The sequence below is a fragment of the Methyloversatilis sp. XJ19-13 genome, from assembly GCF_024580155.1.
Taxonomy (GTDB): Bacteria; Pseudomonadota; Gammaproteobacteria; order Burkholderiales; family Rhodocyclaceae; genus Methyloversatilis.
In genome coordinates this window covers 190,852-216,738 of sequence record NZ_JANINH010000001.1, presented here as the reverse complement: position 1 = coordinate 216,738, position 25,887 = coordinate 190,852, and the positions used below count along the sequence as shown (strand labels likewise).

The following is a 25,887-nucleotide window of genomic DNA, read 5'->3' as shown; positions in this document are numbered from 1 at the left end:
GGTCAGGCTCTTTCAACCCGGAGCCAGCGCGGATACAGCCGGCTCGACTGCACGCCGACCGTGATCGAAAGCTTCGCCTGGTCATCCTTCTTGAGCCCATCTCCGGCGGGCGCTTCGCCGAAGGTGCCGTCGGGCAGTTCGACGATCGCAATGCGCATGCCGTTGTTCGCGCGCTTGAGCGAACGAACGGTGCAGTTCGTGGAGAGGTTCATTGGATCCTCCGCAGTTGAAGGCGCGCTTCGACGCGGCCATTCTTGACCTGGACGCGGCCGTACAGTCCGACCGTGTCAGCCTTCGTTACATCGGCGTCACACGGCACGTCTCCGAAGCGGCCATTCTCCAGCTGGATGTGCGCGAGGTGAAAGGCGCCCTTGATCTGGCTCACGGAGATGACGGACACGGAGCGAGACAGAAGCTGTTCGCCCGTGAGTGTGGCCGGAGCGGGAACAAGGAGTGGGTGAGACATCATCGAAATCCCTTTCGGCGGGGCTTGCCCGCAAACAGGTTTATTTAAATGTACTTACTGCGACTACCGGTTACTTCGTTCTAACACTCAAGAAACGTGGAACCCACTCGAGTTCGGTCTGATACTCCTCGATCACGTCGGAGAAGTAGCAAAGCCGGAACAAGACATAACGCTCTTCGTACTCGCTGTGAATCAGGTGATCACGTAGATAGCTCTGAGCTTCTTCTAGCGTGTCGAACCAACGATCAGCGAGCTCCGAGCCATCACCCGTATCCCAGCCATGCACGCCCCAAGGTGGCGAGTAGTCCGAAACTCTCATTACGAAGCCCCGAAAAACTCCATCTTCGGAAGCGATAGTGAGAACAATCATTTTGTTACCGACACGTACGTGGTACTTTTTGATTTGCATTGGTTTTCCTTTCAACGCGGGCGAGCCCCGTCGAAAGGGGATTCCATTTACGGCCGCTACTCGCGGCCGTCTCTTTTTTCCTTTCTGATCTTCACGATGTGGATGCACGCGAAGTGCGGTTTGCGAAGCGCCGAAACATCGACCCCCTTGCTTTCAAGAAACGCCAACCTCTTGGGATCATCGCCCTCCGGCCTCCACTCAATCCGCCTCGTCGGGTAGCGCAGCTGAAGCAAGCCGCCGCCGATTTCCGGAAGGCCAGCACGACCCAAGGTGTTGCAGAACCACATGCCGAACTTGCCCGGCGCCGTCAGCAGTGCGTCGAACAGCAGGAACGCGAACAGGAACGGTGCGGCAAGCAGCGCCAGCGCGGTTTGCCACCACGTCGCCGGCTGACCATTGACGATGAAGCCGGATCGGTTCAGTTGAATCTTCATGTCGTACTCCCTTCAGGTGGATGAGCGTTTCGCATGCGAAACGCGGGTTAGCCCTTCTGCGATGCTGCGGCGGCGGACTGTTGGGCGGTTTTCTCCTGGCCGAGCATCTTGATCGGCTTCACCGATATGACTTCTTTCTTGACGTCCTTGCCAGCGGAATATTCCCGGATCTGGATTTCGGCCAGATAGGCGTCCGCCTGCTTGAGCGAGATGGCATTTTTGCTGCCGGGCATCTTGAGGACTTCGACGCCGAGGCCCCACGCCATCGGCACCGGATCATCGGCACGCTGCAGCGGGACGGTCACGAACAGTTCGGTGTAATCGAATTGCGTGCCGTCGATGTTGAACATGCGACCACGGGCACCCAGCAGCACACGGCGTTCGGTTCGGACTTGTTCGGACTCGGCCATATCAAACAGAATCGACATCATCATTTCCTTTATGGCCTGTTGTGTCGGTGCCCGATGCGGCCAGATCGGCGACGAGGTAATGAGGGACATCGAGTCCACGGCGCACCATCTGCCGGTGAATTTCGTCCTGGGTGACTTCGGCGACCAGGTCGTCGACGAAGGCGGCGCCATGGATGGCGAGCGCGACGGCCAGTGCGGCACCGGCTGAACGGCGAACGTATCGACGCATGGCGTCGAAACCTTGCTTGACGGCGTGGCGTACCGTGGCAATGCGGGCTTGTTCGGTGTTCAGGAATTCGAGCGCGGGGTAGGCAGCGGCGAGGTAAGCGCCGGGACGGGTGAGGACGTCGAACGGAATCACCCGATCTTCGGCTTTCAGTTCGAGCTCGATCCGTGTCCAGGGCGAGTTCGGGTCGCCCAACTGGCGGCCCTTCTCATAGACGCGCAGGTACTTGCCGGAGAGGCGACGGCCGATGCCGACTGTTCGGCCCCTGCCGTCAGGCTTGGCCCAGTTGCCGAACTGCGCCATCGCAGGCGACTGCGGTGCCTGGGGGAGCTTGAAGAGGTTGTTCGACCAGTCGTCGAAGGCTTTGTCGACGCTGTAGTGTCCGGCGTGATCGTCGTGCGTCAGATCGACGCGGGTGATCTTGGGAAGCTTCAGGTCACCGGAGGCGAGGAAGTCGTACATGCGGGCTTCCCAGCCCGGCTTTGCGTGCATGCAGCCTTCGCCGGTGAGCTCGAACAGGACGGTGCCACGCTGGCCACCGATGGCGATGAAGCCGAAGCGGCCGTCTTCGCCAAGGCTCCATGAGTGTTGATAGAACTTGTGGCCGTTCTTGCGCTTCTCGAAGATGCCGAAGCCGACGATCTGTTCGAGGCGTTCAGCCAGGGCGAAGGCGAAGTCCTGATCGACGACGGGGACCAGGCACTTCCACCCGTTCTCAGGATGGATGGCGACATCGGGGAAGGTGACGGTGAGCCAGTCGATGAAGGCTTTGCCGTCACCACGGGCCGAGGTTTCAAGAAGAACGGATTCTTCTCCCCGATGGTTCAGCACGTAGCGTTCGCCGTTGCGATTGCGCGGCCAATGGGATTCAGTAGTTCGGAACATATCGGTTCCTCGCGTGACGGGATCGGGTCTTGGTGGATGTCCCTCCCCTGTTAGTCAGGGGGGGCGCGGCCGCAGCCGCCGTGCCCTGCGGTCCCGGCTTGCTGCGCCCGCGCTCGAAGCTGCTTATCGAGCCGCATTCGATGCAGATGCCGGACAGGTCGGGGCGGACTCCACGACGGCCGGTGGACAAGCAGGCTTCCCGCCACAGGAAGCCGCAGTCGTAGCAGCGCATGAAGATCCACAGGAAAACGGTGACGATCATTTGAGCCCCCGGCCGCGACGTTGGGCGGCGAGGATGGCGTCCGCAGTGATGCCGGCGCGCCTCGCGCGGTCGAGCTCTTTCTTGCGGTGACGCTCTTTGGAGCGGCGGATGGACGCCGGCATCGGCGCCGCCAACTGGCGCTCGAGGTCTTCGATGACGGTGAGGAAGCCGGGGTGGGGCATTTCAGCGAGCGACCGAGGTGCGAATCCGACGAGCGGACCGGGCTGTTTCGGGTTCGCTTTCGCTCATCCCTGCGGGACGGGCGCCCTGCTCATCCCTTTCGCCTGCGCGCTCCGCTTGCTGCTGGAAATACTGAATTTCAGAACGCACCGTGGCAGAGGCGCGCTGCTGATCGTCGATGGTCTTCATCTTCACGCTCTCTCCAAAAGAATGACGTCGGGCTTTACGTTCACGACTTAAACCTTAAGGTCGCTCCGTAATAGTTGTCAATCTTTTTTTTAAGCCTTAGCCTTACGACTCAAGGTGAAGAAAAGCGGAGCAGTGAGATGGCCGAGATAGGCAAATACTTGGACGAAGTGATCTCCACCGGCGTCGCAAAGAACGACAGCGATATCGCGCGGAAGCTGGGAATCAAACCGGGAAGCGTGTGCGACTGGCGCAAAGGACGGAGCCGACCTGGCCCGGATCAGGCCGCGCGTCTGGCAAAAATACTTGGAAAACCGGAGGTTGCAGCTTTTTGTATGGTCGGCGGCGCACAAAGCGACGAGTCGCGGCGCGTCTGGGAGGTGATCGCGCAGATGCTGCAGGAAGCCGAAACGAAAACGGCCCGCCGTGATGGCGAGCCGTCTGAAGGGGTGGTGGCCTGGGGCGGAATCGAACCACCGACACGCGGATTTTCAATCCGCTGCTCTACCAACTGAGCTACCAGGCCACGCGAGGCCGCGATGGTAATGCGTCGGGCAGGCAGTGTCAAAGAGTTTGGCGCATTCAGGCGGCGGGGCGGGCCTGCAGTTCGAGCACGAGGCTGATCTTGGCGATGATGAGCAGCAGTTCGGCGAGCAGCAGCCAGAACAGTGCAACCGCCGGCAGGTGGCGGTCGGGCACGAACGCGGGGGTGATGCGGCGGGTGATGGCGAGGACGCGCGCGCCGACCAGGTTGAAGGCGTTGTAGATGAGGTTGTGCTGGCGCTGGCTGCCGGCGAGCAGCCACAGCGCGCCCTGGGCGATGAAGGTGAGCAGCAGCAGCTCGTTGAGCCCCTTCAGGACGACGACGACGCGCAGGGCGAGTTCGAGCGTATCCGCGCCGGCGGTCATGCCGGGCGTCCGGCACCGGCGGGGGCGGCGTGCCAGCTCGGTGCGTCGTCGTCGCGCGGCGCTTCGGCTTCAGGCATGACGCGCGGAAAGGACACGCGCACCAGCAGGCCGGACTCGCTGCGCGCGTCGAGCAGTTCGACGTCGGCGCGGTGCAGTTCGGCGATTTCGCGCACGATGGGCAGGCCAAGGCCGGAGCCTTCGACCTGGGTGCCGAGCACGCGGTAGAAGCGCTCGAACACGCGCTGGCGGTCTTCGACCGGCACGCCGGGGCCGGAATCCTCGACTTCGAACAGCGCGCGGATGTCGGCGCGCAGACGCACGGTGACCATGCCGCCGATCGGCGTGTACTTGATGGCGTTGTCGATCAGGTTCTTGAACATTTCGTTCAGCAGCACCGGATTGCCGTCGACATGCAGCGGCACGTGGGCGCGCTCGAAGCCGATGTCGATGCGGCGCAGGCGGGCGGCGGGCACCCAGTCGGCCACCAGCCGCTCGACCAGACCGTTCAGTTCCAGCCGCTCGACCACATGCACCTTTTCGGTACTGGACTCGGCGCGCGCCAGCGCGAGCAGCTGGTTGATCAGGTGGGCCGAGCTGGTGGCGCTGACGAAGATCTGCTCCATGCAGGTGCGGATCTGCGCCGGATCGTTTTCGAGCAGCGCCAGTTCTGCCTGGCTCTTGAGGCCGGTCAGCGGGGTGCGCATCTGGTGCGCGGCGTCGGCGATGAAGCGTCGCTGCGCCGCCAGATTCAGTTCGAGCCGCAGCATCATGTCGTTGAGCGCACTGATCAGCGGCCGCAGTTCTTCGGGCGCGCGCCGGACTTCGATCGGCGACAGGTCGGTCGGGCGGCGCTTCTCGATCATGCGCTGCAGCCGGTTGAGCGGGCGCAGGCCGCGCGCCAGACCGAAATACACCAGCACCACGGCGATCGGAATGATGACGAACTGCGGCAGCAGCACGCCGGACAGGATGCGCGACGTCAGCGCCTCGCGCTTGTTCAGCGTTTCGGCGACCTGCACCGTCACGTAGGAATCCGGAATGGTGGTGACGGGCTGGAACATGTAGGCGATGCGCACGTCTTCGTTGTTCACGCGGCCTTCGCGAAAATACAGCTCGCCGGCTTTCCACGGCAGGTCCTGCGGCACATCGGGAATTTCGGCGTCGCCCGCCAGCAGGCGGCCGCTGCCGTCGAGCACCTGGTAGTAGATGATGTCTTCGCCGTCGATGTGGAACAGGTCGCGCATCTGCGGCGGCTTGACCAGCGCGGCGCCGACCGGCGTCGAGCGCACCTGGCGGCTCAGTTCATAGACGCTGTCGCCGAGCACCTTGTCGTACGGCGCGTGGGCGATGTCGTCGGCCACGTTGTGGATGATGGCGATGCTGATCGGCCACACGAACATCAGCGGCGCGAGCATCCAGTCGAGGATTTCGCCGAACAGCGAGTTGTGTTCGCCCGCCGCCCTTTCGTCGGCCTTGTTGCGGCGCTGCCTCAGCTTTTCACGCGACGGCATCCGGTCGTTCCAGGCAGTAGCCGAGGCCGCGCAGCGTCACGATGCGCAGGCCGCTGTGCTCGATCTTCTTGCGCAGCCGATGGACGTACACCTCGATCGCGTTGTTGCTGACCTCTTCGCCCCAGCCGCACAGGTGATCGACGAGCTGTTCCTTGTTGACCAGCCGGCCGGCGCGCAGCAGCAGCACTTCGAGCAGCGCGGTTTCACGCGCCGACAGCTCGATGGCCTGCCCGTTGACGCTGGCGACGTGGTCGGCCTGATCGTAGGCCAGCGGGCCGACCTCGATGCGCGTCGGCATGCCGGTGCCGCGCCGGGTCAGTGCGCGCACGCGCGCTTCGAGTTCGGGCAGCGCGAACGGCTTGCACATGTAGTCGTCGGCACCGGCGTCGAGTCCGCGCACGCGGTCGTCGATGCCGTCCTGCGCCGTGAGGATCAGGATGGGTACGGTGCATTTGCGCGCCCGCATGCGCTTGATCACCTCGATGCCGGACAGGCGCGGCAGACCGAGGTCGATGATGGCGAGGTCGAAGCCCTGACCGTGCAGCACGGCATCAGCTTCGCTGCCATTGGCCACGCTGTCCACCGCATAGCCGGCGCGCTTGAGCGCGCGTACCACGGCGTCGGAAATGACCGGATCGTCTTCTGCCAGCAGTATGTGCATGTCGCCTACGGCCTTGCGGCCGCCTCCTCGATGAGCGCGTGACTGCATTCGTCATTCAAGTGTAAGGCAGATGTAAGCCCACCTGAATATTCTGCAGCTCTCCGTCTTTTGGTCTTCGGGGGCGCAGCCGGCACGCCGGCACCCGCTCCGGAGGGTGCCCTATTTCCCTGCACGGGGCACCCTCCGCCACCTTTTCTTTCCCGCATATTCTCATCCGCTTTTCGAGCGGCTTGTTTCAGATTTTGCTGCCTCGTTTCCCCTGGTTCATCCAAAGGCGTGCCCGGCCCGGCCCGATATCCGGACGGATGTTGCAGTTCGCACGCCTGCCACAGACCGATTGTTAACGAAAAAACCCGCTCGCGCGGGTTTTTTCGGAGTCGGGTGACCGGGCCGCAGCCACCTTGCGGCGGCCGCGACGGACATTACATGTCCATGCCCATGCCGCCCATGCCGCCCATACCGCCCGGCATGCCGCCGCCAGCCGGCTTTTCTTCGGCCAGCTCGGCCACCATGCAGTCGGTGGTGAGCATCAGCGAAGCAACCGATGCGGCGTTCTGCAGAGCGGTGCGCGTGACCTTGGTCGGGTCCAGCACGCCCATCTCGACCATATCGCCGTACTCGCCGGTGGCTGCGTTGTAGCCGTAGTTGCCCTTGCCTTCCTTCACGTTGTTCACCACGACGCTCGGCTCTTCACCGGCGTTGGCGACGATCTGGCGCAGCGGCTCTTCGACAGCACGCATGATCAGCTTGATACCTGCGTCCTGATCGGCGTTGGCGCCCTTCAGGTTGCCCAGGTTCTGCAGTGCGCGCACCAGCGCGACACCGCCGCCGGCCACGATGCCTTCTTCGACGGCGGCACGCGTGGCGTGCAGCGCATCTTCGACGCGGGCCTTCTTTTCCTTCATTTCGAACTCGGTCGCGGCACCGACCTTGATCAGCGCAACACCGCCGGCCAGCTTGGCCTTGCGTTCCTGCAGCTTTTCACGGTCGTAGTCGGAGGTGGCGGCTTCGACCTGCGTGTTGATGTTGGCAACACGGGCCTTGATCGCGTCTTCCGTGCCGGCGCCGTCGATGATGGTCGTTTCTTCCTTGCCCACTTCGATGCGCTTGGCCTGGCCCAGATCGGCCAGCGTGGCCTTTTCCAGGGTGAGACCGACTTCTTCGGCGATCACCGTGCCGCCGGTCAGGATGGCGATGTCTTCCAGCATGGCCTTGCGACGGTCGCCGAAGCCCGGAGCCTTGACGGCGACAGTCTTCAGGATGCCGCGGATATTGTTCACCACCAGGGTGGCCAGCGCTTCGCCTTCGATGTCTTCGGCGATGATCAGCAGCGGGCGACCGGCCTTGGCGACTTGTTCCAGCACCGGCAGCAGATCGCGGATGTTGCTGATCTTCTTGTCGTGCAGCAGGACCAGCGGGCTTTCCAGAACGGCGATCTGGCGGTCCGGGTTGTTGATGAAGTACGGCGACAGGTAGCCGCGGTCGAACTGCATGCCTTCGACCACTTCCAGCTCGTCGTTCAGGCTCTTGCCGTCTTCGACGGTGATGACGCCTTCCTTGCCCACCTTGTCCATCGCTTCGGCGATGCGCTCACCGACCGACGTGTCGGAATTGGCCGAGATCGAGCCGACCTGGGCGATTTCCTTGGTGGTCGAGCAGGGTTTCGAAATCTTCTTCAGCTCGTCGATGATGCCGGCGACGGCCTTGTCGATGCCGCGCTTCAGGTCCATCGGGTTCATGCCGGCAGCCACGTACTTCATGCCTTCGCGCACGATGGCCTGGGCCAGCACGGTGGCGGTGGTGGTGCCGTCACCGGCGACGTCCGAGGTCTTGGAAGCGACTTCCTTGACCATCTGGGCGCCCATGTTCTCGAACTTGTCCTTCAGTTCGATTTCCTTGGCGACCGACACGCCGTCCTTGGTCACGGTCGGGGCGCCGAACGAACGCTCGAGCACCACGTTGCGACCCTTCGGGCCCAGCGTCACCTTGACGGCATTGGCCAGGATATTGACACCGGTCACCATCCGCTCACGGGCGGAATCACCAAAACGTACTTCTTTTGCAGCCATGTTCAACTCCTTGAAAGTTTGAAAGATTCAGGTTGCAGGAGGCGATCAGGCCTCGACCACGCCCATGATGTCTTCTTCGCGCATGACCAGCAGTTCCTCGCCATCGACCTTGACGGTCTGGCCCGAGTACTTGCCGAACAACACGCGGTCGCCCGCCTTGACTGCCAGCGGACGGATCTTGCCGTCTTCGAGAATCTTGCCTGCGCCCACGGCGATGATTTCGCCCTGATCCGGCTTTTCTGCAGCGGCATCGGGAATCACGATGCCCGAGGCGGTCTTGCGCTCTTCTTCCAGACGCTTGACCAGCACACGGTCGTGCAACGGACGGATTTTCATGCAATGACTCCTTGAAAAATAAATCGCGACAAGGTCGCGAGATGGTCGATATCCGGGCGGCGCGCCTTGCACACCGCTTTGTTAGCACTCACTGCCAACGAGTGCTAATGATAGGGGCTGGGTGTTGCAATTTCAAGTCCTGATCGCGAACGGCGCCGCAGAGTGCTTGTGGGAGCACTGTTTGCGGGAGCACTTCCTTGTGGGAGCACTTCCTTGTGGGAGCGGCGGCCTCGCCGCGATCAGTGCAGCGATGGTCATTGATCAGCGTGCGTATCGCGGCGAGGCCGCCGCTCCCACAGGCCGCCGCTCCCACAGGAACAGCGCCCGTCCCGCCGATCCACCGTACGCCCATATATATATGCGGCGGCGCCATCCATCCCGTCCGATCGCCGCCCTTCGACACCTGTGCCGACACCGGCGCCGAACCCGTGCAGGGCGTTGCGCAGGAAGCACAATTTGATGTCTTCAAGCCTTGAACGGTGTGCACAAGCCCGCACAGCTTGGCATCATGTAAATTGGTCCCCTAATCTTTAGTCTTACCGAGCCGATGCCCGCCCTTGACAGCCTGCACACGCGCCTGCCCCTTTCGGCGCGCATTCTGCTGTCGATGGCCTTCGTCGCGCTGGCCACGATGCTGCGTTTCGCACTGCTGCCGGTCGACGCGGGGCTGGTGTATCTGACGTTCTACTGGGGCGTCGTCGTCGCGTTCTACCTGTGCGGCCCGGGGCCGGGCGTGCTGAATGTGGTGCTCAGCGGAATCGCCGGCTTCTACTTCTTTTCGCATCCGTTCTCGAGTTTCGGCATCAGCCAGAACGGCATCGTGTCGCTGCTGGTGTTTTCGGCGACCAGTGCGCTGATCGGTCTGGTCGTGGTCAAGCTGCAGTCGGCGAGTGCGGCGACCCGCAAGACGCTGGAAGCGCTTGCGCTGAACGAAGGCCGTTATCAGGCCATCGTCGAAGACCAGACCGACTTCATCTTCCGCTTCATGGCGGACGGTCAGGTGGTCTATGTCAATGACGCCTACTGCCGCTACTTCGGCACATCACCGGACGACATCGTGCGCGGGAAATGGCATCTGCTCATGCATCCCGATGATCTGCCGTACATCGAACGCGAACTGGCCCGACTGTCGCCTGACAACCCGGTGGTGGTCATCGAAAACCGGGTGTTCGTCGCCGACGGCAGCATGCATTGGGCGCAGTTCGCCAACCATGCCTATTTCGATGACGGCGGCGCGCTGCTGGAGGTTCAGAGCGTGGGGCGCGACATCACCGAGCGCAAACGTCTCGAGGCCCGGCTCGCCGAGTCGCTGGACGAATTGCGCGACCTGTATGAATACGCGCCGTGCGCGTATTACTCCCTGTCGGGCGACGGCACCATCCTGCGCATGAACGAAACCGGGCTGAACTGGCTCGGCCGCACACGTGACGACGTCATCGGAAAACTGAAGCTGCCCGACGTGCTGACTCCGGAAGGCAAGGCGCTTTTCGCCGAAACCTTCCATAAATTCAAGGCCGATGGCTCGGTCAGCAATCTGGACTTCGACATCGTCAGCCTCGGCGGCGATCTGCGCCGTGTCAGTGTCAGCGCCACCGCCGTAACCGGACCCGACGGACAATTCCTGATGAGCCGGTCGGTCATGTTCGACATCACCGAACTGAGCGAGGCGCGACAGGCACTGCGCCAGCTGGCGCGCGAGCAGGATGCGATGCTCGACAACGATCTGGTCGGCATCGTGAAGCTGCGGGAGCGGCGGATCATCTGGGCCAACCGGGCGACGCACCGCATCTTCGGCTATGCGACCGGCGAGCTGACCGGCCGGAGTACGCGACAGCTGTATGCCGACGACGAGGCCTTCGATGTGCTCGGTCATCAGGTGTATTCCAGGGCGGGCACGGGCGACGTATTCCGCCTGCAGTTCGAAATGCTGCGCAAGGACGGCGGGCGCGTCTGGATCGATGCCAGCGGTACCCGCATGTCGGCCAACCATGAGGAATGGCTATGGATCTTCGCCGACATCACGCGGCTGCGGAAATCGCAGGAAAACTCTGAATACCTTTCGCTGCACGACGACCTCACCAGCCTGCCCAATCGCCGGCTGCTGAACGACCGCCTGGTACAGGCCATCAGCCAGGCGCGGCGCACGCGTCGGCCGTTGATCCTGTGCTACCTCGATCTGGATGGCTTCAAACCGGTCAATGACCGTTGGGGGCACGCCGCAGGCGACCGTCTGCTGCAGCAGGTCGCCAAGCGGCTGCTGGGCTGCGTGCGCACGAACGATACGGTTTGCCGACTGGGCGGCGACGAATTCGTGCTCATGCTGACCGACATGGATGATGTGGATGAACATGAAGCGGTGATCGGACGCGTGTTGACGGAGCTTGCCTGCCCCTTTTCGATCGATGCGGACCAGCACGCCATGGTCACCGCCAGCATCGGCATCGCCACATTCCCGGACGACGCGGACGAGGCCGAACCGCTGCTTCAGCGTGCCGACGAGGCGATGTATCAGGCCAAGGCCCGCGGTCGCAACTGTACCCAGCGCTATCAGCCGATGGGCCAGGCGCTTTTCCCGACGCCGGACCGCCGGGGCTGAACGGGGGTTCTGCGCCGGGCAAACCGACGTTTGCCGGAAAATGCGGGCGCATCGTGTCGATCCGGCGCGGCCTGCTTCGTCGTCAGGGTGCAGCGCCCGCTTTCGGGGCGCCCGACACCTGCCCAGGAGAACCCGACCATGTCCCGCGTCAAGCCCATCCCCGACGGCATGCACACCGTCACCCCGCATCTGGTCTGCGCCGACGCTGCCGCGGCCATCGCTTTCTACCGGTCCGCTTTCGGCGCAGAGGAACAGATGCGCCTCGCTGCGCCTCAGGGCAACATCATCCATGCCGCCATCCGCATCGGCGATTCGACGGTCATGCTGGTCGATGCCTTTGCCGGCTGCGGCCTGTTCGACCCGACTCACCTGGGCGGCTCGCCGGTCACGCTGCACCTGCAGGTCGCCGACGTGGACGCCGTCGTCGCCCGCGCAGTGGCAGCCGGTGCAACCGTCACGATGCCGGTCGACGATGCGTTCTGGGGCGACCGCTACGGCAAGCTGAAAGACCCGTTCGGACACGAGTGGTCGGTCGCCACCCACTTGCGCGACGTCAGCCCGGACGAACTGCAGGCCGCAGTGCGGGCGATGTGCAGCAACGATGCGGGCAACCCGGGCGGCCAGTGAGATCGCACCGGGGAACCGTATCCCGTTCATCCAGCCGACCGGCACCGCCGGTCCCGAAGAAGGAGCACACCATGCCGCACATGTTGTTGATCGTTGAACCGGTCGGCCAGCGCGCCGAACGCACCGAAGAAGAAGGCCGCGCGCTGTACGACAGCATGATGCGCTTCGGCGCCGACCTGCAGGCACGCGGCCTGCTGATCGCCAGCGAATCGCTGCACTCCACCGCTTCCGGTGCGCGCGTGGAGACGCGCGATGGCCGCACCAGCGTGGTCGACGGGCCGTTCGCCGAAGCCAAGGAAATGGTCGGCGGCTTCTTCCTGCTGGCCACCGACAACCGGCAGGAGGCGATCGACATCGCGCGCGCCTGCCCGGCCGCCACCTGGTCGACGGTGGAAGTGCGCGGCGTCGGGCCGTGCTTCGAAAATGGCTGAGTCAAAATGGCTGAGTGACAAGGGATGAATGACGCACGCGACGGCGCCGGGCCGCCCGTGCGCTGTCCGTCCGTCGCATTCGCACGCAACCGCAGGGGAAGCCCGCCATGCGCTACATGATCATCGTCAAGGCCACGCGCGACACCGAAGCCGGCGTGATGCCCGAGGAACCGCTGCTGGCCGCGATGGCCGGCTATCACGAAGCGCTCATGCGGGCGGGCGTGCTGCTCGACGCCTCGGGCCTGAAGCCGAGCGCCGACGGCTGGCGCATCCGCTACCGCGACAGCGCGCGCAGCGTGACCGACGGACCGTTCACCGAGAGCAAGGAGATGATCGCCGGCTACACGCTCATCCAGGTGAACAGCCGCGAAGAAGCGCTGGAATGGACGCGCCGCTTTCCGAACCCGGCCGGCGAAGGCGTCGACGCCGAAATAGAAGTGAGGCAGCTGTTCGAGCTGGACGACTTCGCGCCGGGCGAGGCGATCGACCGCTTCCGCGCGATGGACGCCGGCGCCTCATGACGCACTGGCGCGGCCGATGAGCGCGCCCGACATCCACCGCACGCTCGATGCGGTGTGGCGCATCGAATCGGCGCGCATCGTCGGTGCGCTGGCGCGCCGGGTGCGCGACGTCGGCCTGGCCGAAGAGCTGGCGCAGGACGCGCTGCTGACGGCGCTCGAACAGTGGCCGGTGAAAGGCATACCCGACAATCCGGCCGCCTGGCTGATGACCGCGGCAAGGAACCGCGCCATCGACCTGTTGCGCCAGCGCACGCTGCACGCACGCAAGGCGGACGAGATTGCGTTCGAACTCGAAGGGCAGTTGCAGGACGGCGCACCGCCCGCACCCGACGCTGCGCTCGAAGCCGCCGTCGACAACCCGCTCGGCGACGACGTGCTGCGTCTGGTGTTCATCGCCTGCCACCCGGTGCTGTCGCTCGAGGCGCGCGTGGCGCTGACGCTGCGCCTGATCGGCGGCCTGGGCACGCCCGACATCGCGCGCGCCTTCCTGGTACCGGAAGCGACGATCGCCCAGCGCATCGTGCGCGCCAAGCGCACGCTGGCCGAGGCCCGCGTGCCGTTCGAACTGCCGCCGCCGGCCGAACTGGCGGCACGGCTTTCGTCGGTGCTGAAGGTGATCTACCTCATTTTCAACGAAGGCTATTCGGCCACCGCCGGTGACGACTGGATGCGCCCGACGCTGTGCGAAGAGGCGCTGCGGCTGGGCCGCATCCTGGCCGTGCTGGCGCCGGCCGAACCTGAAGTGCACGGACTGGTGGCGCTGATGGAAATCCAGTCGTCGCGGCTGCATGCGCGCGTCGATGCAGCCGGCGCGCCCATCCTGCTGCTCGAGCAGGACCGCAACCGCTGGGACCGGCTGCTGATCCGGCGCGGCCTGGCGGCACTCGAACGCGCCGCGTCACCCGATGGTTACGGCCCGTATGCGCTGCAGGCCGCCATTGCCGCCTGCCACGCGCGCGCCGCCACCGCCACCGATACCGACTGGGGCCGCATCGCCGCGCTGTACGACGCGCTGGCCGAGCTGGCGCCGTCACCGGTGGTCGAGCTGAACCGCGCCGTCGCCGTGGCCATGGCCTTCGGGCCGCAGGCCGGGCTGGACATCATCGACCGGCTGCTCGATGACCCGGCGCTGCGTCAATATCACCTGCTGCCCGGCGTGCGCGGCGATCTGCTGGACAAGCTTGGCCGGCTGGACGAGGCAGCCGCGGAGTTCAGGCGCGCAGCGGCACTGACGCAGAACGGGCGCGAGCGCACACTGCTGCTCGAACGCGCCGCACACTGCGCACGCAGTGCAGGGAGCGGCTGAGCGGACGCAACTGAAGTCGCTCCCGATCCGGCGACGGATGCCGGGACCTGCCCCGGCGCCGCAACCGGCCGCAAGCTCCGGGTCCCGCCGCCCGCGCACCGCCGCCGGTTCGCACCTTCCTTCGCCCCTCTTTCGCATCCTCTTTCACACCGCGGGATTTCGCGGCCATCCGTACTGTCGGACACAGCACGGCGCATGTCCGCCCGAACATCGCATCGGCTGCGTGTCGCAATGCGCACCCGTGCCGACGGCCGTTGTAAGCCTGACCCTGCCCTGCCGGTCTGATCCTGCATGAGCCGGCCCGACCCGGGCACGTCCACAGTGGCGCCCTGCGCCGCACTGCATACCCACGAGGAGATTCTGCATGAACCGACACATCAACCGACGCGAATGGCTGGGCGTGATCGCAGCCGGTGCGCTCGGCGCCGTCGCCGCCCGCGTGATCGCGGCCGACGCACCTGCCGCCGCCAGCGGCGCACCCACCCCGCTCAAGCTCAGTGACGCCGAATGGCGCAAGCGCCTGTCGCCCGGCCAGTACGCGGTACTGCGCAATGAAGGCACCGAGCGTCCGCGCAGCAGCCCGCTGAACGACGAGAAGCGCCGCGGCACCTATCACTGCGCCGGCTGCGATCTGCCGCTGTTTTCGTCCGACACGAAGTACGAAAGCGGTACCGGCTGGCCCAGCTTCCATACCGCGCTGCCCGACGCACTCGGCACCAAGACCGACTTCAAGGCCATCCTGCCGCGCACCGAATACCACTGCGCGCGCTGCGGCGGTCATCAGGGTCATGTGTTCGACGACGGCCCGGCGCCGACCGGCAAGCGCTACTGCAACAACGGCATCGCGCTGCGTTTCGCGCCGGCCGAGGCGTGAGCGCCGTGACGAAACAACTGATCGGCGCACTGGCCGGCGCCGCGCTGTGCGCCGTCGTGTTCGCGCAAGCGCCTGCCGCTGCACCGGCCGCACCGCCCGCGGTTGCGAAAGCCACCTTTGCGGGCGGCTGCTTCTGGTGCGTCGAGGTCGATTTCGACAAGGTACCGGGTGTGCTGTCGACCACCTCGGGCTACACCGGCGGCAAGACCCCCAACCCGACCTACAAGGCGGTGTCGTCCGACACCACCGGCCACGCCGAAGCGGTGCTGATCGAGTACGACCCGGCGAAGGTGAGCTACGAACAGCTGCTGGCCCATTTCTGGCGCAGCATCGATCCGACCACGAAAGACCGCCAGTTCTGCGACGCCGGCCACTCCTACCGTAGTGCCATCTTCGCGCATGACGCCGCGCAGCTCGATGCCGCGCGGCGCTCGCTGGCCGAACTGGAAAAGGCCAAGCCCTTCAAGGCGCCCATCGTCACCGAAATCACCACGGCGAGCACCTTCTACCCGGCCGAGGACTATCACCAGGACTATTACAAGAAGAACCCGGCGCGCTACCAGTACTACCGCTGGAGCTGCGGCCGCGATGCACGGCTGAAGGCGTTGTGGGGCGGGAAGTGAACGCCTGAACAACACGCGCCCTGCCTCCGTGACGGCTTGATCACCAGCAAAGTCATGGAAACGGGCACACACCGGGAGTGCTGAGAGCTGCGGCCCTGTGGGAAGTCCCTGTGGGAGCGGCGGCCTCGCCGCGATACGCGCTCTGCACAACGATGGTCGCGGCACTGATCGCGGCGAGGCCGCCGCTCCCACAAGGGGCCGGCGCCGATCACGGCTCCCACATTCCACCGCTCTCGCAGGGGCGCTCAAAACGCTACCGGTCCCGCAGGGGNGGGGCGCGCCCGCCGCTCCCACAAGGGGCCGGCGCCGATCACGGCTCCCACATTCCACCGCTCTCGCAGGGGCGCTCAAAACGCTACCGGTCCCGCAGGGGTCACGCCGGATGCCGGATCAGGTTCGGCGTGTCACGCGGGTCGAAGTCGCCCCAGTCGCCGGCGGCGATCGTGCCGTCGGCGCGTTCTATCTGGTCGGCACCGAGCGCTTCGAGGATGGCGATCACCTGCGCCTCGCTGCCCTGCCCGTTCATCGCCACCGCCACCACCATCCCGGATTCACGTTGCGGCAGGGCATGGCCGGTGCCGGGCTCGTCTTCGCCGTCTTCCTTCATCTGCGACAGGCTGCCCACCAGCGTGCCGATATGGGCACCGACTGCCGCGCCGAGAACCGAACTGACCGGTCCCATCACGGAGATGCCGGCCACGCCCACGGCGGCACCGATGGCACCACCGGTGGCCGCGCCGCGCAGCAGTCCCTCGTCGGCTTCGGACGTACCGGGTGATTCGTCGCGATCGCCGCCGACCGGATACAGATCATGCTGCCCGGCCGGATTGACGTAGAAAGCACTGATGCCGTCGCGCGGGAAGCCGGCGGCGAGCAGTTCGGTGATGGCGAGTTCAACCTGGTCCTGGCGCTGCAGGCGCCCGGCGATGATGGATGTCATGACGACCCTTTTCTGTGGATGCCATGCGGATGCCGGGTCGCTGCGCCACACGGCGCCCGACGACATCCGCGATGGACGCGCGCCCGACCATCGGGCGCTTCGACTGCCCCAGCATGGCAGCTGCGATGTGCCGGGTCTGTGCGGTGGCGAACCGGCGAAGTGGCCGGGCCTGCGCACGTCGGCATCCGTTCCGGATACGCCCCACCGTGCGTCCCGACCTTGCGTTAAGCGGCACTTAATGTCGCGCGTTCAGGATGTGTCCATCAGCCCGGACAGACGGGCAGCTTTCCGCTCAGCACCCCATGACGCAACATGACATCCGACAGGGCGTGCCGCACGACACTGCCGTGGTCATGGCGTGCGACGCAAACTACGCGCCCTACGCGTTCTTCATGGCCGAACAGATCGCGTTGCTGCACCCCGACCGCACCTTCGACATCTGCGTATTCTCGCAGGATGACCTCGTACTGCCACCGGGGTTGCTTGGCACCGGACTCAAGCTGATGAAATTGCCGCCCGGCAACCCGTTCCGCGCCGGCACCCAGGCCGATCGGCACGGCGCGGCGGCCTACCTGCGATTGCTCATTCCCGGTGCGGTCGCGGGCTGCTACCGGCGCATCCTCTACCTCGACAGCGACATCATGCCGATGAGCGCCGGCATCGAACAGCTGCTCGACATCGACCTGCTCGGTGCGGCCATAGGCGCGGTGCGCGACAACGTGCAGTGGCGTACGCCGCGGCGGCGCGTGCCCGAGAACCGCACGCTCGGCCGGCCGGCCTCGCCCTATTTCAACTCGGGCATGCTGCTGATTGACGTCGATCGCTACCAGTCAGAACGCATACTCGGGCGCTGTCTGCAGGTGCTCGCCAGATCGCCCGAAGCCGTGCTGCGGCACGACCAGTCGCTGCTCAACCTTGCGCTCGACGGCGACTGGACGGAACTGAGCCCGGTGTGGAACTGGCAATACACCTGGTCGTCGCGCTTTTTCGCGGATCTGGTTGAGCCGAAGCTCGTCCACTTCATCGGCCCGAACAAGCCCTGGCGCGACACCGCATGCACCTTGCCGCCGCGTTTCCGGCGCGCCTACCGGTCGTTTGCCGAACGTCATTACCCGGCTCGAACGGATCTTTCCGCCATCGACCCGGCGCGCCGCTGCTGGCCGCCGAAACTTGCGCGTACCTACCTCAAGCACCTGCTGAGCATCCGCGCCATGACCGACTACCTGAACTGCTTCGACTCCGACTTCTCCTGCCGTCCCGCGACGCGGAAGCAGGCGGTCGCACGGGGCCGCAGGGCGGCTGCGACCTTCAAGCTGCCGGCAGAGGCCGGCGTACGCGCTGCACGGCCAGCAGGGTGAGCAAGCCGGAACCGAAGAGCCAAACGGCCGCCGGCATCGGTACCGCCGACACGTCGCCGTCATGCACCGCCCACGCACGGGGTTCGAGCGTGGACACATTCACGAAGACCTGCACACCGCCCATGCCGAAGGCCCACGCCGTCTGGCCGGTCGGATCGCCGGCGAAGACGTCCGCCGACCAGTAGCCCGATACCTGGATGTTCGAGAACAGGTCGAAGTTGGCGTTGTGGGTGTCGGTGATGGCAATCGTCGCCTCACCGCCAAGCACGTTGTAGAACAGGTTGCCCAGTTCGCAGCCGGTACACCCGGTACCGAGCGAAAACCCCGCCCCCTGCGCACTGCAGCTCAAGTCCGGTTGCGCCGTGTAAGGCAGTCGCCAGCCGGTGACGCCGCCGATGTCCAGCCCGGCAGCCCAGGCTTTCGCATCCGCCCAGGTCATCAGCCCGTCCGCGTCATGGCCGGACGTCCGGGCGTAATCGGCGTCCGCCAGCCAGGTCAGGTCGGCCGCGGTGTCGTAATACGCCAGCCCGCCGAGACGTGGCAGCAACTCGGCGCGCGCCGGACCGGCCAGCGCGCTCGCCAGAGCGGAAAGAACAATCATGATTCGCAGCTTCATGGCCTTGCATCTCCCCGACGACATGCAGTGAAGAACGAACCGCGGAATTCAGATGGATGGGCGAACCGGACTGTTGCGTTCGCACGGCAGGCGACGCCTTGCGCCATGACGTCACCGGGCCGCCTTCATCAAGGTGTAGCTCAGGATCGCCGGCTCTGCCCGACCGATACGCGTGGCCCCGGCAGGAACGACTGCTGCACAAAGGTACGGCCTGTCCTGTTTGAGACAGGCCGTACCCCGGGCGCGATGCCGGTCAGCGGCACCGCCCGGCAGATGCTCAGTTCCGTCTGGCGCGGGCAGCGAATCCGGCCAGACCGAGGCCGGCCAGCAGCATAGTCCAGGTCGAGGGTTCGGGAATGGGCGGGGCGAAGGTGAGCGAGCCGACGAAGTGCGCATCGTCGGCCAGACCATTGCCCGCAGTGAAGCCGATGTAGATGGCGCGACCGAGGAAGTTCGACTCTTCGTCATACACGTCGGTCGCCACGGAACTCCAGTCGGCGCCTGACCACTCGACCCGATAGGTTTGATTGGTGAAACCCTGCTGGACTTCGAAGAACAGGTCCCCGGTTTCGTCGCCATTACCCGACGGCGTGTAGCCCACCGTGCCATACCACTGGTAGTAATCGGAAGGCTGAATGTCGGTCAGGCCGGTTTCGGTGTAGGCGAGCGGGGTGCTGCTGCCGTCGCCGAGAATCTGCACGCTGACCGCCTGTGGTTCGTCGTCGAAATTGAAGGTATCGACGGCAAACGCATAGCCGTTCATGCCGCTGCCGCCATAGCCCAGATCGGAGCCGCCCGAGCCGAGCGCAGGTGTGCTGCCGGTCATGAAGAAGGTCAGGCCGTCGCCCTGCGTGCCCCCCGGGTTGCCTTCGTCATCGAGCATTCCGGAATGCGCAACATAGAACCGGAACGAAACCTCGAACGGCGCATTGAATTCCACAATGAACGGCCCGGGCGCGAACGCACCACCGACCGATCCACCGCCGATGCCGCGATTGAGCTGCGCATAGCTGTCCGTTCCGACGCTGACGTTGGCGTTGTAGGCCGTCGCGTCACCCTGCAAGCTCCAGGTGGTGAAATCGACGTTGGTCGTGAGGTCGATGAAATTGGCGTGCGCGACCGGCGACAGACCGGCGATCGCGAGTGCGATCAGGGGTGCAGTGACCCGCTTGCGGATGGGTTTGATGGATGCGCAGTACATCTTCACTCCTTTGGCCAGGCCAGGAAACGAAGCAACCAGAAGGGCTCGCGAATCGGGCGCCGAAGCCGCGAGAGGACGTCGTGCCCGCGTGCGCAGAACCGGCATGCTCGAGATCACGATGCACACGAAGCAACGCAACCGCCGTGCCAGCATCGTAGAATCAACACAGGTTATTGATTTATATAAATTATCTGGACCCGAATCGTGTCTGGCCACGACAGCCTTTCAAAGACTGTCAAAAACGCCGACAAACCAGCTCGGGGCGACACCCATGAACGGTCGGGCATGCCCTGCGACGTTGCAGGAGAGCGGTCCCTTCAGCGCGCCAGCCGCTCTGCCAGATCCTCGATCAGCACCCTTACCCGGTGCGGCACGTGGCGGTTGCCGGGCAGCACGGCATACACCCCGAGTTCAGGCGTGTCGAAGGCGGCCAGCACCGGCACCAGGCGGCCGTCGGCCAGCCAGGGATCGAGGATGAAGTCGGGCTGGCAGGTGATGCCCATGCCGCGGACGGCGGCCTCGGTCAGCACGTCGCCATTGCTGGCGGTCAGTCGGGCGCGCAGCGGGATGGCGACCGTCTGGCCGTCGACGCTGAAGGCCCAGCTCGGCGTGGCGTTGGCGGTATAGCCGAGGCACTCGTGGTGGGTGAGATCGTCGGGGCGTTGCGGCGCACCGTGACGCGCAAGGTAGTCGGGTGACGCGGCGACGATGAGGCGGCTGGTGGCCAGGCGCCTTGCGACGGTGGCGGGGTCGAGCCGTGCGGTGACACGGATGGCGAGGTCCATGCCCTCTTCGATCAGATTCACCCGCCGGTCGTTGTAATCGATGTCGAGGCTCACTTCGGGGTAGCGCTGTGCAAAATCGAGCAGCAACGGCGACAGGCGTTTCAGCCCGTAACTGAGTGGCGCGCCGAGGCGGATCGCACCGCGCGGCGTCTGCCGTGCCTCACCGATGCCGGTTTCGGCCGCTTCGACCAGATTCAGGATGACGCGACACTTTTCCAGATAGGCGGTGCCGGCCGAGGTCAGCGACAGCCGGCGCGTGCTGCGCGCCATCAGCTTCACGCCGAGATGCGCTTCGAGCGCGGCAATCTGCCGCGTCACCACCGAGCGCGCCACATTGAGCTGCTGCGCCACGGCCGAAAAGCTGCCCAGTTCGGCCACCCGTACGAACAGCTGCATCGCATCGAGTCGATCCATTGTTGTTTCTCTAGCAACGATAAATTACTGATTGTGGCCTATTTCGGCGCAATGATGACGGCTATGGTTCGGTCATGGACTTCAACACCGCCCCGATCACCGCCTCACGCCGCACCGCCGCCGGCCTGTCGTCGCTGTTCGTGCCGCACGGCGCACCGACCTTCGCGCTGCAACCCGGCGCCGCCGGCGCGGCGCTGACGGCGATCGCCGCGCGCATGGCCCGCCCGCGCGCCGTCATCATCGTCAGCGCCCACTGGGGCACCGCCGTGCCGACCGTCGGTGCAGCCACCCGCTTCGACACGATCCACGATTTCAGCGGCTTTCCGCCGGCGCTGCGCGCGCTGCGCTACCCGGCCACCGGCTGCCCGGAACTGGCGCGCACCGTGGCGGCAGCGATCGAGTCGTCCGGTCTGCCGGTACGGATCAACGCGACACGCGGCCTCGACCATGGCGCCTGGGTGCCGCTGCGCCTGATGTTCCCGGACGCCGATGTGCCGGTCATTCCGCTGTCGCTCCAGAGCGCGGGCGGGCCGGATCAGGCGTGGCGTCTCGGCCGCGCTCTGGCCACGCTGCAGCACGATCTGGTCGTCATCGGCTCCGGCAACCTGACGCACAACCTGCGCGACTGGCACGCCGTGTCGCATCCGGGCGCCGACACACCGGCCTATGTGCGCGGCTTCGCCGAGTGGGTGGCCGAAAGGCTGAGCGCAGGCGACACGACGGCACTGCTCGACTACCGGCGCCGCGCGCCCGACGGCGTGCAGGCGCACCCGAGTGAAGAACATCTGCTGCCGCTGTTCGTCGCCCTGGGCGCGGCAGGCGACGGCGCGCAGGCGACGCGCTTTCATGCAGGCATCGACGAGCACGTGCTGGCGATGGATGCCTGGACCTTCACCCCCGCATTACAGGGAGACATGCAATGAGCCTGACGAACACCCGCGACAACTACGGCCGCGTGGCCAGATGGCTGCACTGGTCAACCGCCGCGCTGTTTCTCGCCGCCTACTGCTCGGTCTATTTCCGCCAGTGGTTCAGCGAGAAGCAGACGCCGGAAAACCTGACCGCGCTGCAGCTCCACCTGTCGGTCGGCGTGACGATCGCGGTCATCGTCGTACTGCGCGTGCTGTGGCGCCTGAACACGCCACAGCCGGCCGACGAGCCGGGCACGCCGCTGGCGCACCGCGCCGCGCATCTGGGCCACATGGCGCTGTATGCCGTGATGATCGTCGCGCCGATCACCGGCTACCTGGGCACCGGCGTCGATACCGACTTCTTCTTCCTGTTCGACATACCGAAGTTCGAAAGCACGGCGCTGTTCCAGACCGTGGTCGCCGACGGCATGGGGCTGGATTTCAAAACCTTCGAAAAGCCCATCGATTTCATCCACAAGGATGTGCTCGGTGCCTGGCTGATCTGGCTGCTGATCGCGGGCCATGCCGCGGCGGCGCTGTACCACCACTTCGTCAGGCGTGACCGCACGCTGCTGAAGATGACCTCCGGCGGCTGAGCCGCCAACCACAACACACCCTATATATATATGCAACATCACAGGAGCACTGCCATGACCCCGCTGAAAACCCTCGTCGCCGCACTCGCCTTCGCCTCCGTCACCGCACCCGCGCTGGCAGCCCCGGAGACGTACAAGCTGGACGCCGGCCACACCTTCCCGCGCTTTTCGTACAGCCACTTCGGATTTTCCACGCAGCTGAGCCGCTTCAATCGCACGACCGGCACGGTGACACTGGACCGCGCAGCCCGGACCGGCGCGGTCGACATCACCATCGACACGACGTCAGTCGATACAGGTTTCGCCGTGTTCGACGAACACATCCAGGCGGAAGACTTTCTCGACACTGCAAAGCACCCGACTGCGACCTTCAGGTCGAGCAAGGTGGTATTCAGCGGCGACGCGCCGACCGCCGTCGAAGGGGTGCTGACGCTCAAGGGCGTGAGCCGGCCGGTCACGCTGAAAGTGACGTCCTTCCAGGCCATGCCGCACCCCATCCTGAAAAAGGACGCCATCGGCGCCAACGCGACGGTCACCGTCAAGCGCACCGATTTCAACATGGGCAAGTACGCCCCGCACGTCGGTGACGACGTGACGATCGATGTCGCCGTCGAGGCGATCAGGGAATAAGTCATCCGTGTCGCAGCGAACGGGCGGGCTGCCGGCTGCGGTGACCAGGCCGCGGGTTGGGGCGACGGCTGCGGGGGTGATGACTGGAGGGGTAGTGGCTTGTTGGGCCACTGGCTGTGGGAGCCACTGGCTGTGGGAGCCACTGGCTGTGGGAGCCACTGGCTGTGGGAGCCACTGGCTGTGGGAGCGGCGGCCTCGCCGCGATGCGCCCGCTGATCGTTGACCATCGCGGCACTGATCGCGGCGAGGCCGCCGCTCCCACAGGGGGCGCCACTTCCACAGGGGGAGGAGCGACTCTCACAGGGGGGCAGCTCCCACAGGGGCTGCTCCGCCGCCCGCGCCAGCAAGGCGCGCAGCGAGCGGTGTCAGGCCAGCATGCGCACGGTCTTTTCACGCGCCCACTGGCGGGTACCCGCGGCAGCGATGAAACCGGCGTGATCGTCGACATCGAACACCCCTGCATCGGCAACGATGCCGGCGGCCTTCAGCAGCGTGCGGCCGCCATCGTCGAGCATCAGCGCCTTCAGGTGGCCGAAGGCATCGCGCACGAAATCGATGGCCGCGGCGTCGGCAGACAGTTCGACGGCACCCGACGACGACAGCACGATGGCCACCGCGTCGAACATGACCGATGGTGTGCCGGCGAGCTGGCCGTCGGCGGCGAAGGTCGACCCGTCGCGCAGCTTCGCGCCACCGACCTTGGGTGCGACGAGCTTCACGGTGGCGCCGGCTTCGACCAGCGCCGTGTGCAGCGCTTCGATCGCCGCATCGTCCGTCCCGTCGTTCATCAGGATGCCGACGACGCGTCCGGTCAGCGTGTTGCGCCCCTTGCCGATGGTGCGCAGCGCCGGTGACGGCTCGCGATCCTGCACCGGGCGTGCCGCAGCGGGCGGCGCCGGCAGCTCGATCATGCCGAGACCGTCGGCCACGCGTCGCGCCAGCGCCTCGTCGATGTGGCGCAGATGTCCGACCATCGCGGCGCGGATGTGCAGGTGCTCGACCTTGGACAGCTCGAACACGAGTGCCGAGGCGATGTGCGCCTGCTCATGTTCGGTCTGGCTGCGCCAGAACTGGCGCGCCTGGCTGTAGTGGTCGGCGAACGTGTCGGCGCGGATGCGGCCGCGCTGCCCGCCCTCGTCGATGGCCATGCTGCGGAAACCCGTGTCCGGCGATTCGCGCGCCAGGTCGGGAGCCAGCGAATTGGGTTCATAGGCCACGCGCCCCTTGGGCTGACCCATCTGCATGTGGCCGTCGCGCTGCTGGTTCGAGAACGGGCACTTCGGCGCATTGACCGGAATCTGGTGGAAATTGGCCGAGCCGAGGCGCGACAGCTGGGTGTCGAGATAGGAATGCAAGCGCCCCTGCAGCAGCGGATCGTTCGAGAAGTCGATGCCGGGCACCAGATGCGACGGGCAGAACGCCACCTGTTCGGTTTCGGCGAAGAAGTTGTCCGGCCAGCGGTCGAGCACCATGCGGCCGATCTCCTGCAGCGGCACCAGTTCTTCCGGAATCAGCTTGGTCGAGTCGAGATGGTCGAACGGGAAGGCGGCCGCCTCTTCTTCGGTGAACAACTGCACCGAAAAGGTCCATTCCGGAAAATTGCCGGCGGCGATGGCCTCGAACAGGTCGCGTCGGTGAAAGTCCGGGTCGGCGCCGGCGATCTTGACCGCTTCGTCCCATACCGTCGATTGCAGGCCGAGCACCGGGCGCCAGTGGAACTTGACGAAGGTCGATTTGCCCGCCGCGTCGATCAGCCGGAAACTGTGGATGCCGAAGCCTTCCATCATGCGCAGCGAACGCGGCAGCGTACGGTCGGACATGGCCCACATGACCATGTGCATCGATTCCGGCGTCAGCGAGATGAAGTCCCAGAAGGTGTCATGCGCCGATCCGGCCTGCGGGAAGCCTCGGTCCGGCTCCATCTTCACGGCATGGATCAGATCGGGAAACTTGATCGCGTCCTGGATGAAGAACACCGGAATGTTGTTGCCGACCAGATCCCAGTTGCCCTGCTGCGTATAGAACTTGATCGCGAAGCCGCGCACGTCGCGTGGCGTGTCGACCGAGCCCGAGCCGCCGGCCACCGTCGACATGCGGCTGAACACCGGCGTGCGGGTACCGACTTCGGTCAGCACTTTGGCGGTCGTGTAATCGGCCAGCGAATGCGTCAGTTCAAAGTAGCCATGCGCGCCGCTGCCGCGTGCGTGCACGATGCGTTCCGGAATGCGCTCATGATCGAAGTGCGTGATCTTCTCGCGCAGGATGAAGTCTTCCAGCAACGTCGGCCCGCGCCGATGGGCGCGCAGCGAGTTCTGGTTGTCGGCAATCGCCAGCCCCTGATTCGTGGTCAGCACCGGATGGTCTGCGCCGGCCGGCTGATGCAATTCACCGCCATTGCCGGGGCAACCGTTGGCGGATTGAGGGGGGGTGGTCTTTTCCTTGCTGTCATGCTTCTTCATGCGGGGTGTCCTTCGGATGTTCTGTGGGCGCGCAGGCGCAGGCAATCGGTGGCGT

General features: G+C 65.3%; 29 protein-coding genes and 1 tRNA gene. 11 read left to right on the top strand and 19 right to left on the bottom strand.

What is annotated here, in order from left to right; translation table 11 throughout:
- Nucleotides 1-2: 2 nt before the first annotated feature.
- From NMQ14_RS01110 to groES, 14 genes are all read right to left on the bottom strand, one after another.
- The gene (locus NMQ14_RS01110) at nt 3-212 is read right to left on the bottom strand and encodes a hypothetical protein (RefSeq protein ID WP_257092694.1); all 210 of its coding nucleotides are present in this window, start codon (nt 210-212) and stop codon (nt 3-5) included.
- Nucleotides 209-400, bottom strand: a complete 192-nt coding sequence (locus NMQ14_RS01105; protein WP_257092692.1) for a hypothetical protein — start codon at nt 398-400, stop codon at nt 209-211. The genes NMQ14_RS01110 and NMQ14_RS01105 overlap by 4 nt, the downstream gene beginning before the upstream one ends.
- Nucleotides 401-536: 136 nt before the next feature.
- Nucleotides 537-875 carry a hypothetical protein gene (locus NMQ14_RS01100; RefSeq protein WP_257092690.1) on the bottom strand — a complete coding sequence of 113 codons (339 nt, stop codon included), beginning with the start codon at nt 873-875 and terminating at the stop codon, nt 537-539.
- Nucleotides 876-931: 56 nt separating this feature from the next.
- The gene (locus tag NMQ14_RS01095) at nt 932-1,309 is read right to left on the bottom strand and encodes a hypothetical protein (protein ID WP_257092688.1); all 378 of its coding nucleotides are present in this window, start codon (nt 1,307-1,309) and stop codon (nt 932-934) included.
- A gap of 47 nt (nt 1,310-1,356) precedes the next feature.
- Entirely contained in the window at nt 1,357-1,737 is a 381-nt protein-coding gene (locus NMQ14_RS01090; RefSeq protein ID WP_257092686.1) for a hypothetical protein, read from the bottom strand.
- Nucleotides 1,721-2,830, bottom strand: a complete 1,110-nt coding sequence (locus NMQ14_RS01085; RefSeq protein WP_257092684.1) for a replication initiation factor domain-containing protein — start codon at nt 2,828-2,830, stop codon at nt 1,721-1,723. The genes NMQ14_RS01090 and NMQ14_RS01085 overlap by 17 nt, the downstream gene beginning before the upstream one ends.
- A gap of 258 nt (nt 2,831-3,088) precedes the next feature.
- Entirely contained in the window at nt 3,089-3,274 is a 186-nt protein-coding gene (locus NMQ14_RS01080; RefSeq protein WP_257092682.1) for a hypothetical protein, read from the bottom strand.
- A 1-nt stretch (nt 3,275) separates the two neighbouring features.
- On the bottom strand, nt 3,276-3,461 hold the full coding sequence (locus NMQ14_RS01075; protein WP_257092680.1) for a hypothetical protein: 186 nt from the start codon (nt 3,459-3,461) through the stop codon (nt 3,276-3,278).
- Between the two features lie 447 nt (nt 3,462-3,908).
- A tRNA-Phe gene (locus NMQ14_RS01070) sits at nt 3,909-3,984 on the bottom strand.
- Nucleotides 3,985-4,040: 56 nt separating this feature from the next.
- Entirely contained in the window at nt 4,041-4,367 is a 327-nt protein-coding gene (locus NMQ14_RS01065; RefSeq protein WP_257092678.1) for a hypothetical protein, read from the bottom strand.
- On the bottom strand, nt 4,364-5,878 hold the full coding sequence (locus tag NMQ14_RS01060; protein ID WP_257092677.1) for a sensor histidine kinase N-terminal domain-containing protein: 1,515 nt from the start codon (nt 5,876-5,878) through the stop codon (nt 4,364-4,366). Before NMQ14_RS01060 ends, NMQ14_RS01065 begins: the two co-directional genes overlap by 4 nt.
- Nucleotides 5,865-6,539 (bottom strand): response regulator transcription factor, encoded by a 675-nt coding sequence (locus tag NMQ14_RS01055; protein WP_257092676.1) that lies wholly within the window; start codon nt 6,537-6,539, stop codon nt 5,865-5,867. Before NMQ14_RS01055 ends, NMQ14_RS01060 begins: the two co-directional genes overlap by 14 nt.
- Before the next feature lie 422 nt (nt 6,540-6,961).
- On the bottom strand, nt 6,962-8,608 hold the full coding sequence (gene groL / locus NMQ14_RS01050) for a chaperonin GroEL (protein ID WP_257080313.1): 1,647 nt from the start codon (nt 8,606-8,608) through the stop codon (nt 6,962-6,964).
- A 45-nt stretch (nt 8,609-8,653) separates the two neighbouring features.
- On the bottom strand, nt 8,654-8,944 hold the full coding sequence (gene groES, locus NMQ14_RS01045) for a co-chaperone GroES (protein WP_069038271.1): 291 nt from the start codon (nt 8,942-8,944) through the stop codon (nt 8,654-8,656).
- Nucleotides 8,945-9,491: 547 nt separating this feature from the next.
- Here groES and NMQ14_RS01040 point away from each other — a divergent pair.
- From NMQ14_RS01040 to msrA, 7 genes are all read left to right on the top strand, one after another.
- Nucleotides 9,492-11,540, top strand: a complete 2,049-nt coding sequence (locus NMQ14_RS01040) for a diguanylate cyclase domain-containing protein (RefSeq protein WP_257092675.1) — start codon at nt 9,492-9,494, stop codon at nt 11,538-11,540.
- 138 nt (nt 11,541-11,678) lie between these two features.
- Nucleotides 11,679-12,167: a VOC family protein gene (locus NMQ14_RS01035; protein ID WP_257092674.1), complete on the top strand. Its 489-nt coding sequence runs from the start codon at nt 11,679-11,681 to the stop codon at nt 12,165-12,167.
- Between the two features lie 71 nt (nt 12,168-12,238).
- Nucleotides 12,239-12,598 (top strand): YciI family protein, encoded by a 360-nt coding sequence (locus NMQ14_RS01030; RefSeq protein ID WP_257092673.1) that lies wholly within the window; start codon nt 12,239-12,241, stop codon nt 12,596-12,598.
- A gap of 107 nt (nt 12,599-12,705) precedes the next feature.
- Nucleotides 12,706-13,119: a YciI family protein gene (locus NMQ14_RS01025; protein ID WP_257092672.1), complete on the top strand. Its 414-nt coding sequence runs from the start codon at nt 12,706-12,708 to the stop codon at nt 13,117-13,119.
- A 16-nt stretch (nt 13,120-13,135) separates the two neighbouring features.
- Entirely contained in the window at nt 13,136-14,425 is a 1,290-nt protein-coding gene (locus NMQ14_RS01020; RefSeq protein WP_257092671.1) for an RNA polymerase sigma factor, read from the top strand.
- Nucleotides 14,426-14,789: 364 nt separating this feature from the next.
- Nucleotides 14,790-15,299 (top strand): peptide-methionine (R)-S-oxide reductase MsrB, encoded by a 510-nt coding sequence (gene msrB / locus NMQ14_RS01015; protein ID WP_257092668.1) that lies wholly within the window; start codon nt 14,790-14,792, stop codon nt 15,297-15,299.
- 5 nt (nt 15,300-15,304) lie between these two features.
- A complete protein-coding gene (gene msrA / locus NMQ14_RS01010; RefSeq protein WP_257092666.1) occupies nt 15,305-15,922 on the top strand; it encodes a peptide-methionine (S)-S-oxide reductase MsrA in 618 nt (205 codons plus the stop codon).
- Between the two features lie 373 nt (nt 15,923-16,295).
- Here the strand turns inward: msrA and NMQ14_RS01005 are convergent, their stop codons facing one another.
- Nucleotides 16,296-16,862, bottom strand: coding sequence for a hypothetical protein (locus NMQ14_RS01005; protein WP_257092664.1), 567 nt, complete (start codon nt 16,860-16,862; stop codon nt 16,296-16,298).
- A 302-nt stretch (nt 16,863-17,164) separates the two neighbouring features.
- On the opposite strand from NMQ14_RS01005, the gene NMQ14_RS01000 reads away from it, so the two are divergent.
- Nucleotides 17,165-18,220 carry a glycosyltransferase family 8 protein gene (locus tag NMQ14_RS01000; protein WP_257092662.1) on the top strand — a complete coding sequence of 352 codons (1,056 nt, stop codon included), beginning with the start codon at nt 17,165-17,167 and terminating at the stop codon, nt 18,218-18,220.
- On the opposite strand, the gene NMQ14_RS00995 is transcribed toward NMQ14_RS01000, so the two are convergent.
- The 3 genes from NMQ14_RS00995 to NMQ14_RS00985 all read right to left on the bottom strand — a co-directional run bounded on the left by NMQ14_RS00995 (nt 18,171) and on the right by NMQ14_RS00985 (nt 21,236).
- The gene (locus NMQ14_RS00995) at nt 18,171-18,836 is read right to left on the bottom strand and encodes a hypothetical protein (RefSeq protein WP_257092660.1); all 666 of its coding nucleotides are present in this window, start codon (nt 18,834-18,836) and stop codon (nt 18,171-18,173) included. The two genes, NMQ14_RS01000 and NMQ14_RS00995, sit on opposite strands and share 50 nt — an antisense overlap.
- A 277-nt stretch (nt 18,837-19,113) precedes the next feature.
- A complete protein-coding gene (locus NMQ14_RS00990; RefSeq protein WP_257092658.1) occupies nt 19,114-20,037 on the bottom strand; it encodes a PEP-CTERM sorting domain-containing protein in 924 nt (307 codons plus the stop codon).
- A gap of 317 nt (nt 20,038-20,354) precedes the next feature.
- On the bottom strand, nt 20,355-21,236 hold the full coding sequence (locus tag NMQ14_RS00985) for a LysR family transcriptional regulator (RefSeq protein WP_257092656.1): 882 nt from the start codon (nt 21,234-21,236) through the stop codon (nt 20,355-20,357).
- 74 nt (nt 21,237-21,310) lie between these two features.
- Here NMQ14_RS00985 and NMQ14_RS00980 point away from each other — a divergent pair, with 74 nt between their 5' ends.
- Genes NMQ14_RS00980 through NMQ14_RS00970 form a run of 3 tightly spaced genes read left to right on the top strand, consistent with a single transcriptional unit; the run spans nt 21,311 to nt 23,373 of the window.
- A complete protein-coding gene (locus NMQ14_RS00980; RefSeq protein WP_257092654.1) occupies nt 21,311-22,159 on the top strand; it encodes a class III extradiol ring-cleavage dioxygenase in 849 nt (282 codons plus the stop codon).
- Nucleotides 22,156-22,743 carry a cytochrome b gene (locus NMQ14_RS00975; protein WP_257092652.1) on the top strand — a complete coding sequence of 196 codons (588 nt, stop codon included), beginning with the start codon at nt 22,156-22,158 and terminating at the stop codon, nt 22,741-22,743. The genes NMQ14_RS00980 and NMQ14_RS00975 overlap by 4 nt, the downstream gene beginning before the upstream one ends.
- Nucleotides 22,744-22,797: 54 nt before the next feature.
- Nucleotides 22,798-23,373, top strand: coding sequence for a YceI family protein (locus NMQ14_RS00970; RefSeq protein ID WP_257092650.1), 576 nt, complete (start codon nt 22,798-22,800; stop codon nt 23,371-23,373).
- Nucleotides 23,374-23,738: 365 nt separating this feature from the next.
- On the opposite strand, the gene NMQ14_RS00965 is transcribed toward NMQ14_RS00970, so the two are convergent.
- The gene (locus NMQ14_RS00965) at nt 23,739-25,832 is read right to left on the bottom strand and encodes a catalase (RefSeq protein WP_257092648.1); all 2,094 of its coding nucleotides are present in this window, start codon (nt 25,830-25,832) and stop codon (nt 23,739-23,741) included.
- Nucleotides 25,833-25,887: the final 55 nt, after the last annotated feature.

What these genes read in the sequence shown, in the direction of transcription:
- NMQ14_RS01110 (WP_257092694.1), bottom strand. Translation starts at nt 212, where the DNA reads ATGAACCTCTCCACGAACTGCACCGTTCGTTCGCTCAAGCGCGCGAAC.
- NMQ14_RS01100 (WP_257092690.1), bottom strand. Translation starts at nt 875, where the DNA reads ATGCAAATCAAAAAGTACCACGTACGTGTCGGTAACAAAATGATTGTT.
- NMQ14_RS01095 (WP_257092688.1), bottom strand. Translation starts at nt 1,309, where the DNA reads ATGAAGATTCAACTGAACCGATCCGGCTTCATCGTCAATGGTCAGCCG.
- NMQ14_RS01090 (WP_257092686.1), bottom strand. Translation starts at nt 1,737, where the DNA reads ATGTCGATTCTGTTTGATATGGCCGAGTCCGAACAAGTCCGAACCGAA.
- NMQ14_RS01085 (WP_257092684.1), bottom strand. Translation starts at nt 2,830, where the DNA reads ATGTTCCGAACTACTGAATCCCATTGGCCGCGCAATCGCAACGGCGAA.
- NMQ14_RS01080 (WP_257092682.1), bottom strand. Translation starts at nt 3,274, where the DNA reads ATGCCCCACCCCGGCTTCCTCACCGTCATCGAAGACCTCGAGCGCCAG.
- NMQ14_RS01075 (WP_257092680.1), bottom strand. Translation starts at nt 3,461, where the DNA reads ATGAAGACCATCGACGATCAGCAGCGCGCCTCTGCCACGGTGCGTTCT.
- NMQ14_RS01065 (WP_257092678.1), bottom strand. Translation starts at nt 4,367, where the DNA reads ATGACCGCCGGCGCGGATACGCTCGAACTCGCCCTGCGCGTCGTCGTC.
- NMQ14_RS01060 (WP_257092677.1), bottom strand. Translation starts at nt 5,878, where the DNA reads ATGCCGTCGCGTGAAAAGCTGAGGCAGCGCCGCAACAAGGCCGACGAA.
- NMQ14_RS01055 (WP_257092676.1), bottom strand. Translation starts at nt 6,539, where the DNA reads ATGCACATACTGCTGGCAGAAGACGATCCGGTCATTTCCGACGCCGTG.
- groL (WP_257080313.1), bottom strand. Translation starts at nt 8,608, where the DNA reads ATGGCTGCAAAAGAAGTACGTTTTGGTGATTCCGCCCGTGAGCGGATG.
- groES (WP_069038271.1), bottom strand. Translation starts at nt 8,944, where the DNA reads ATGAAAATCCGTCCGTTGCACGACCGTGTGCTGGTCAAGCGTCTGGAA.
- NMQ14_RS01040 (WP_257092675.1), top strand. Translation starts at nt 9,492, where the DNA reads ATGCCCGCCCTTGACAGCCTGCACACGCGCCTGCCCCTTTCGGCGCGC.
- NMQ14_RS01035 (WP_257092674.1), top strand. Translation starts at nt 11,679, where the DNA reads ATGTCCCGCGTCAAGCCCATCCCCGACGGCATGCACACCGTCACCCCG.
- NMQ14_RS01030 (WP_257092673.1), top strand. Translation starts at nt 12,239, where the DNA reads ATGCCGCACATGTTGTTGATCGTTGAACCGGTCGGCCAGCGCGCCGAA.
- NMQ14_RS01025 (WP_257092672.1), top strand. Translation starts at nt 12,706, where the DNA reads ATGCGCTACATGATCATCGTCAAGGCCACGCGCGACACCGAAGCCGGC.
- NMQ14_RS01020 (WP_257092671.1), top strand. Translation starts at nt 13,136, where the DNA reads ATGAGCGCGCCCGACATCCACCGCACGCTCGATGCGGTGTGGCGCATC.
- msrB (WP_257092668.1), top strand. Translation starts at nt 14,790, where the DNA reads ATGAACCGACACATCAACCGACGCGAATGGCTGGGCGTGATCGCAGCC.
- NMQ14_RS01005 (WP_257092664.1), bottom strand. Translation starts at nt 16,862, where the DNA reads ATGACATCCATCATCGCCGGGCGCCTGCAGCGCCAGGACCAGGTTGAA.
- NMQ14_RS01000 (WP_257092662.1), top strand. Translation starts at nt 17,165, where the DNA reads ATGACGCAACATGACATCCGACAGGGCGTGCCGCACGACACTGCCGTG.
- NMQ14_RS00995 (WP_257092660.1), bottom strand. Translation starts at nt 18,836, where the DNA reads ATGAAGCTGCGAATCATGATTGTTCTTTCCGCTCTGGCGAGCGCGCTG.
- NMQ14_RS00990 (WP_257092658.1), bottom strand. Translation starts at nt 20,037, where the DNA reads ATGTACTGCGCATCCATCAAACCCATCCGCAAGCGGGTCACTGCACCC.
- NMQ14_RS00985 (WP_257092656.1), bottom strand. Translation starts at nt 21,236, where the DNA reads ATGGATCGACTCGATGCGATGCAGCTGTTCGTACGGGTGGCCGAACTG.
- NMQ14_RS00980 (WP_257092654.1), top strand. Translation starts at nt 21,311, where the DNA reads ATGGACTTCAACACCGCCCCGATCACCGCCTCACGCCGCACCGCCGCC.
- NMQ14_RS00975 (WP_257092652.1), top strand. Translation starts at nt 22,156, where the DNA reads ATGAGCCTGACGAACACCCGCGACAACTACGGCCGCGTGGCCAGATGG.
- NMQ14_RS00970 (WP_257092650.1), top strand. Translation starts at nt 22,798, where the DNA reads ATGACCCCGCTGAAAACCCTCGTCGCCGCACTCGCCTTCGCCTCCGTC.
- NMQ14_RS00965 (WP_257092648.1), bottom strand. Translation starts at nt 25,832, where the DNA reads ATGAAGAAGCATGACAGCAAGGAAAAGACCACCCCCCCTCAATCCGCC.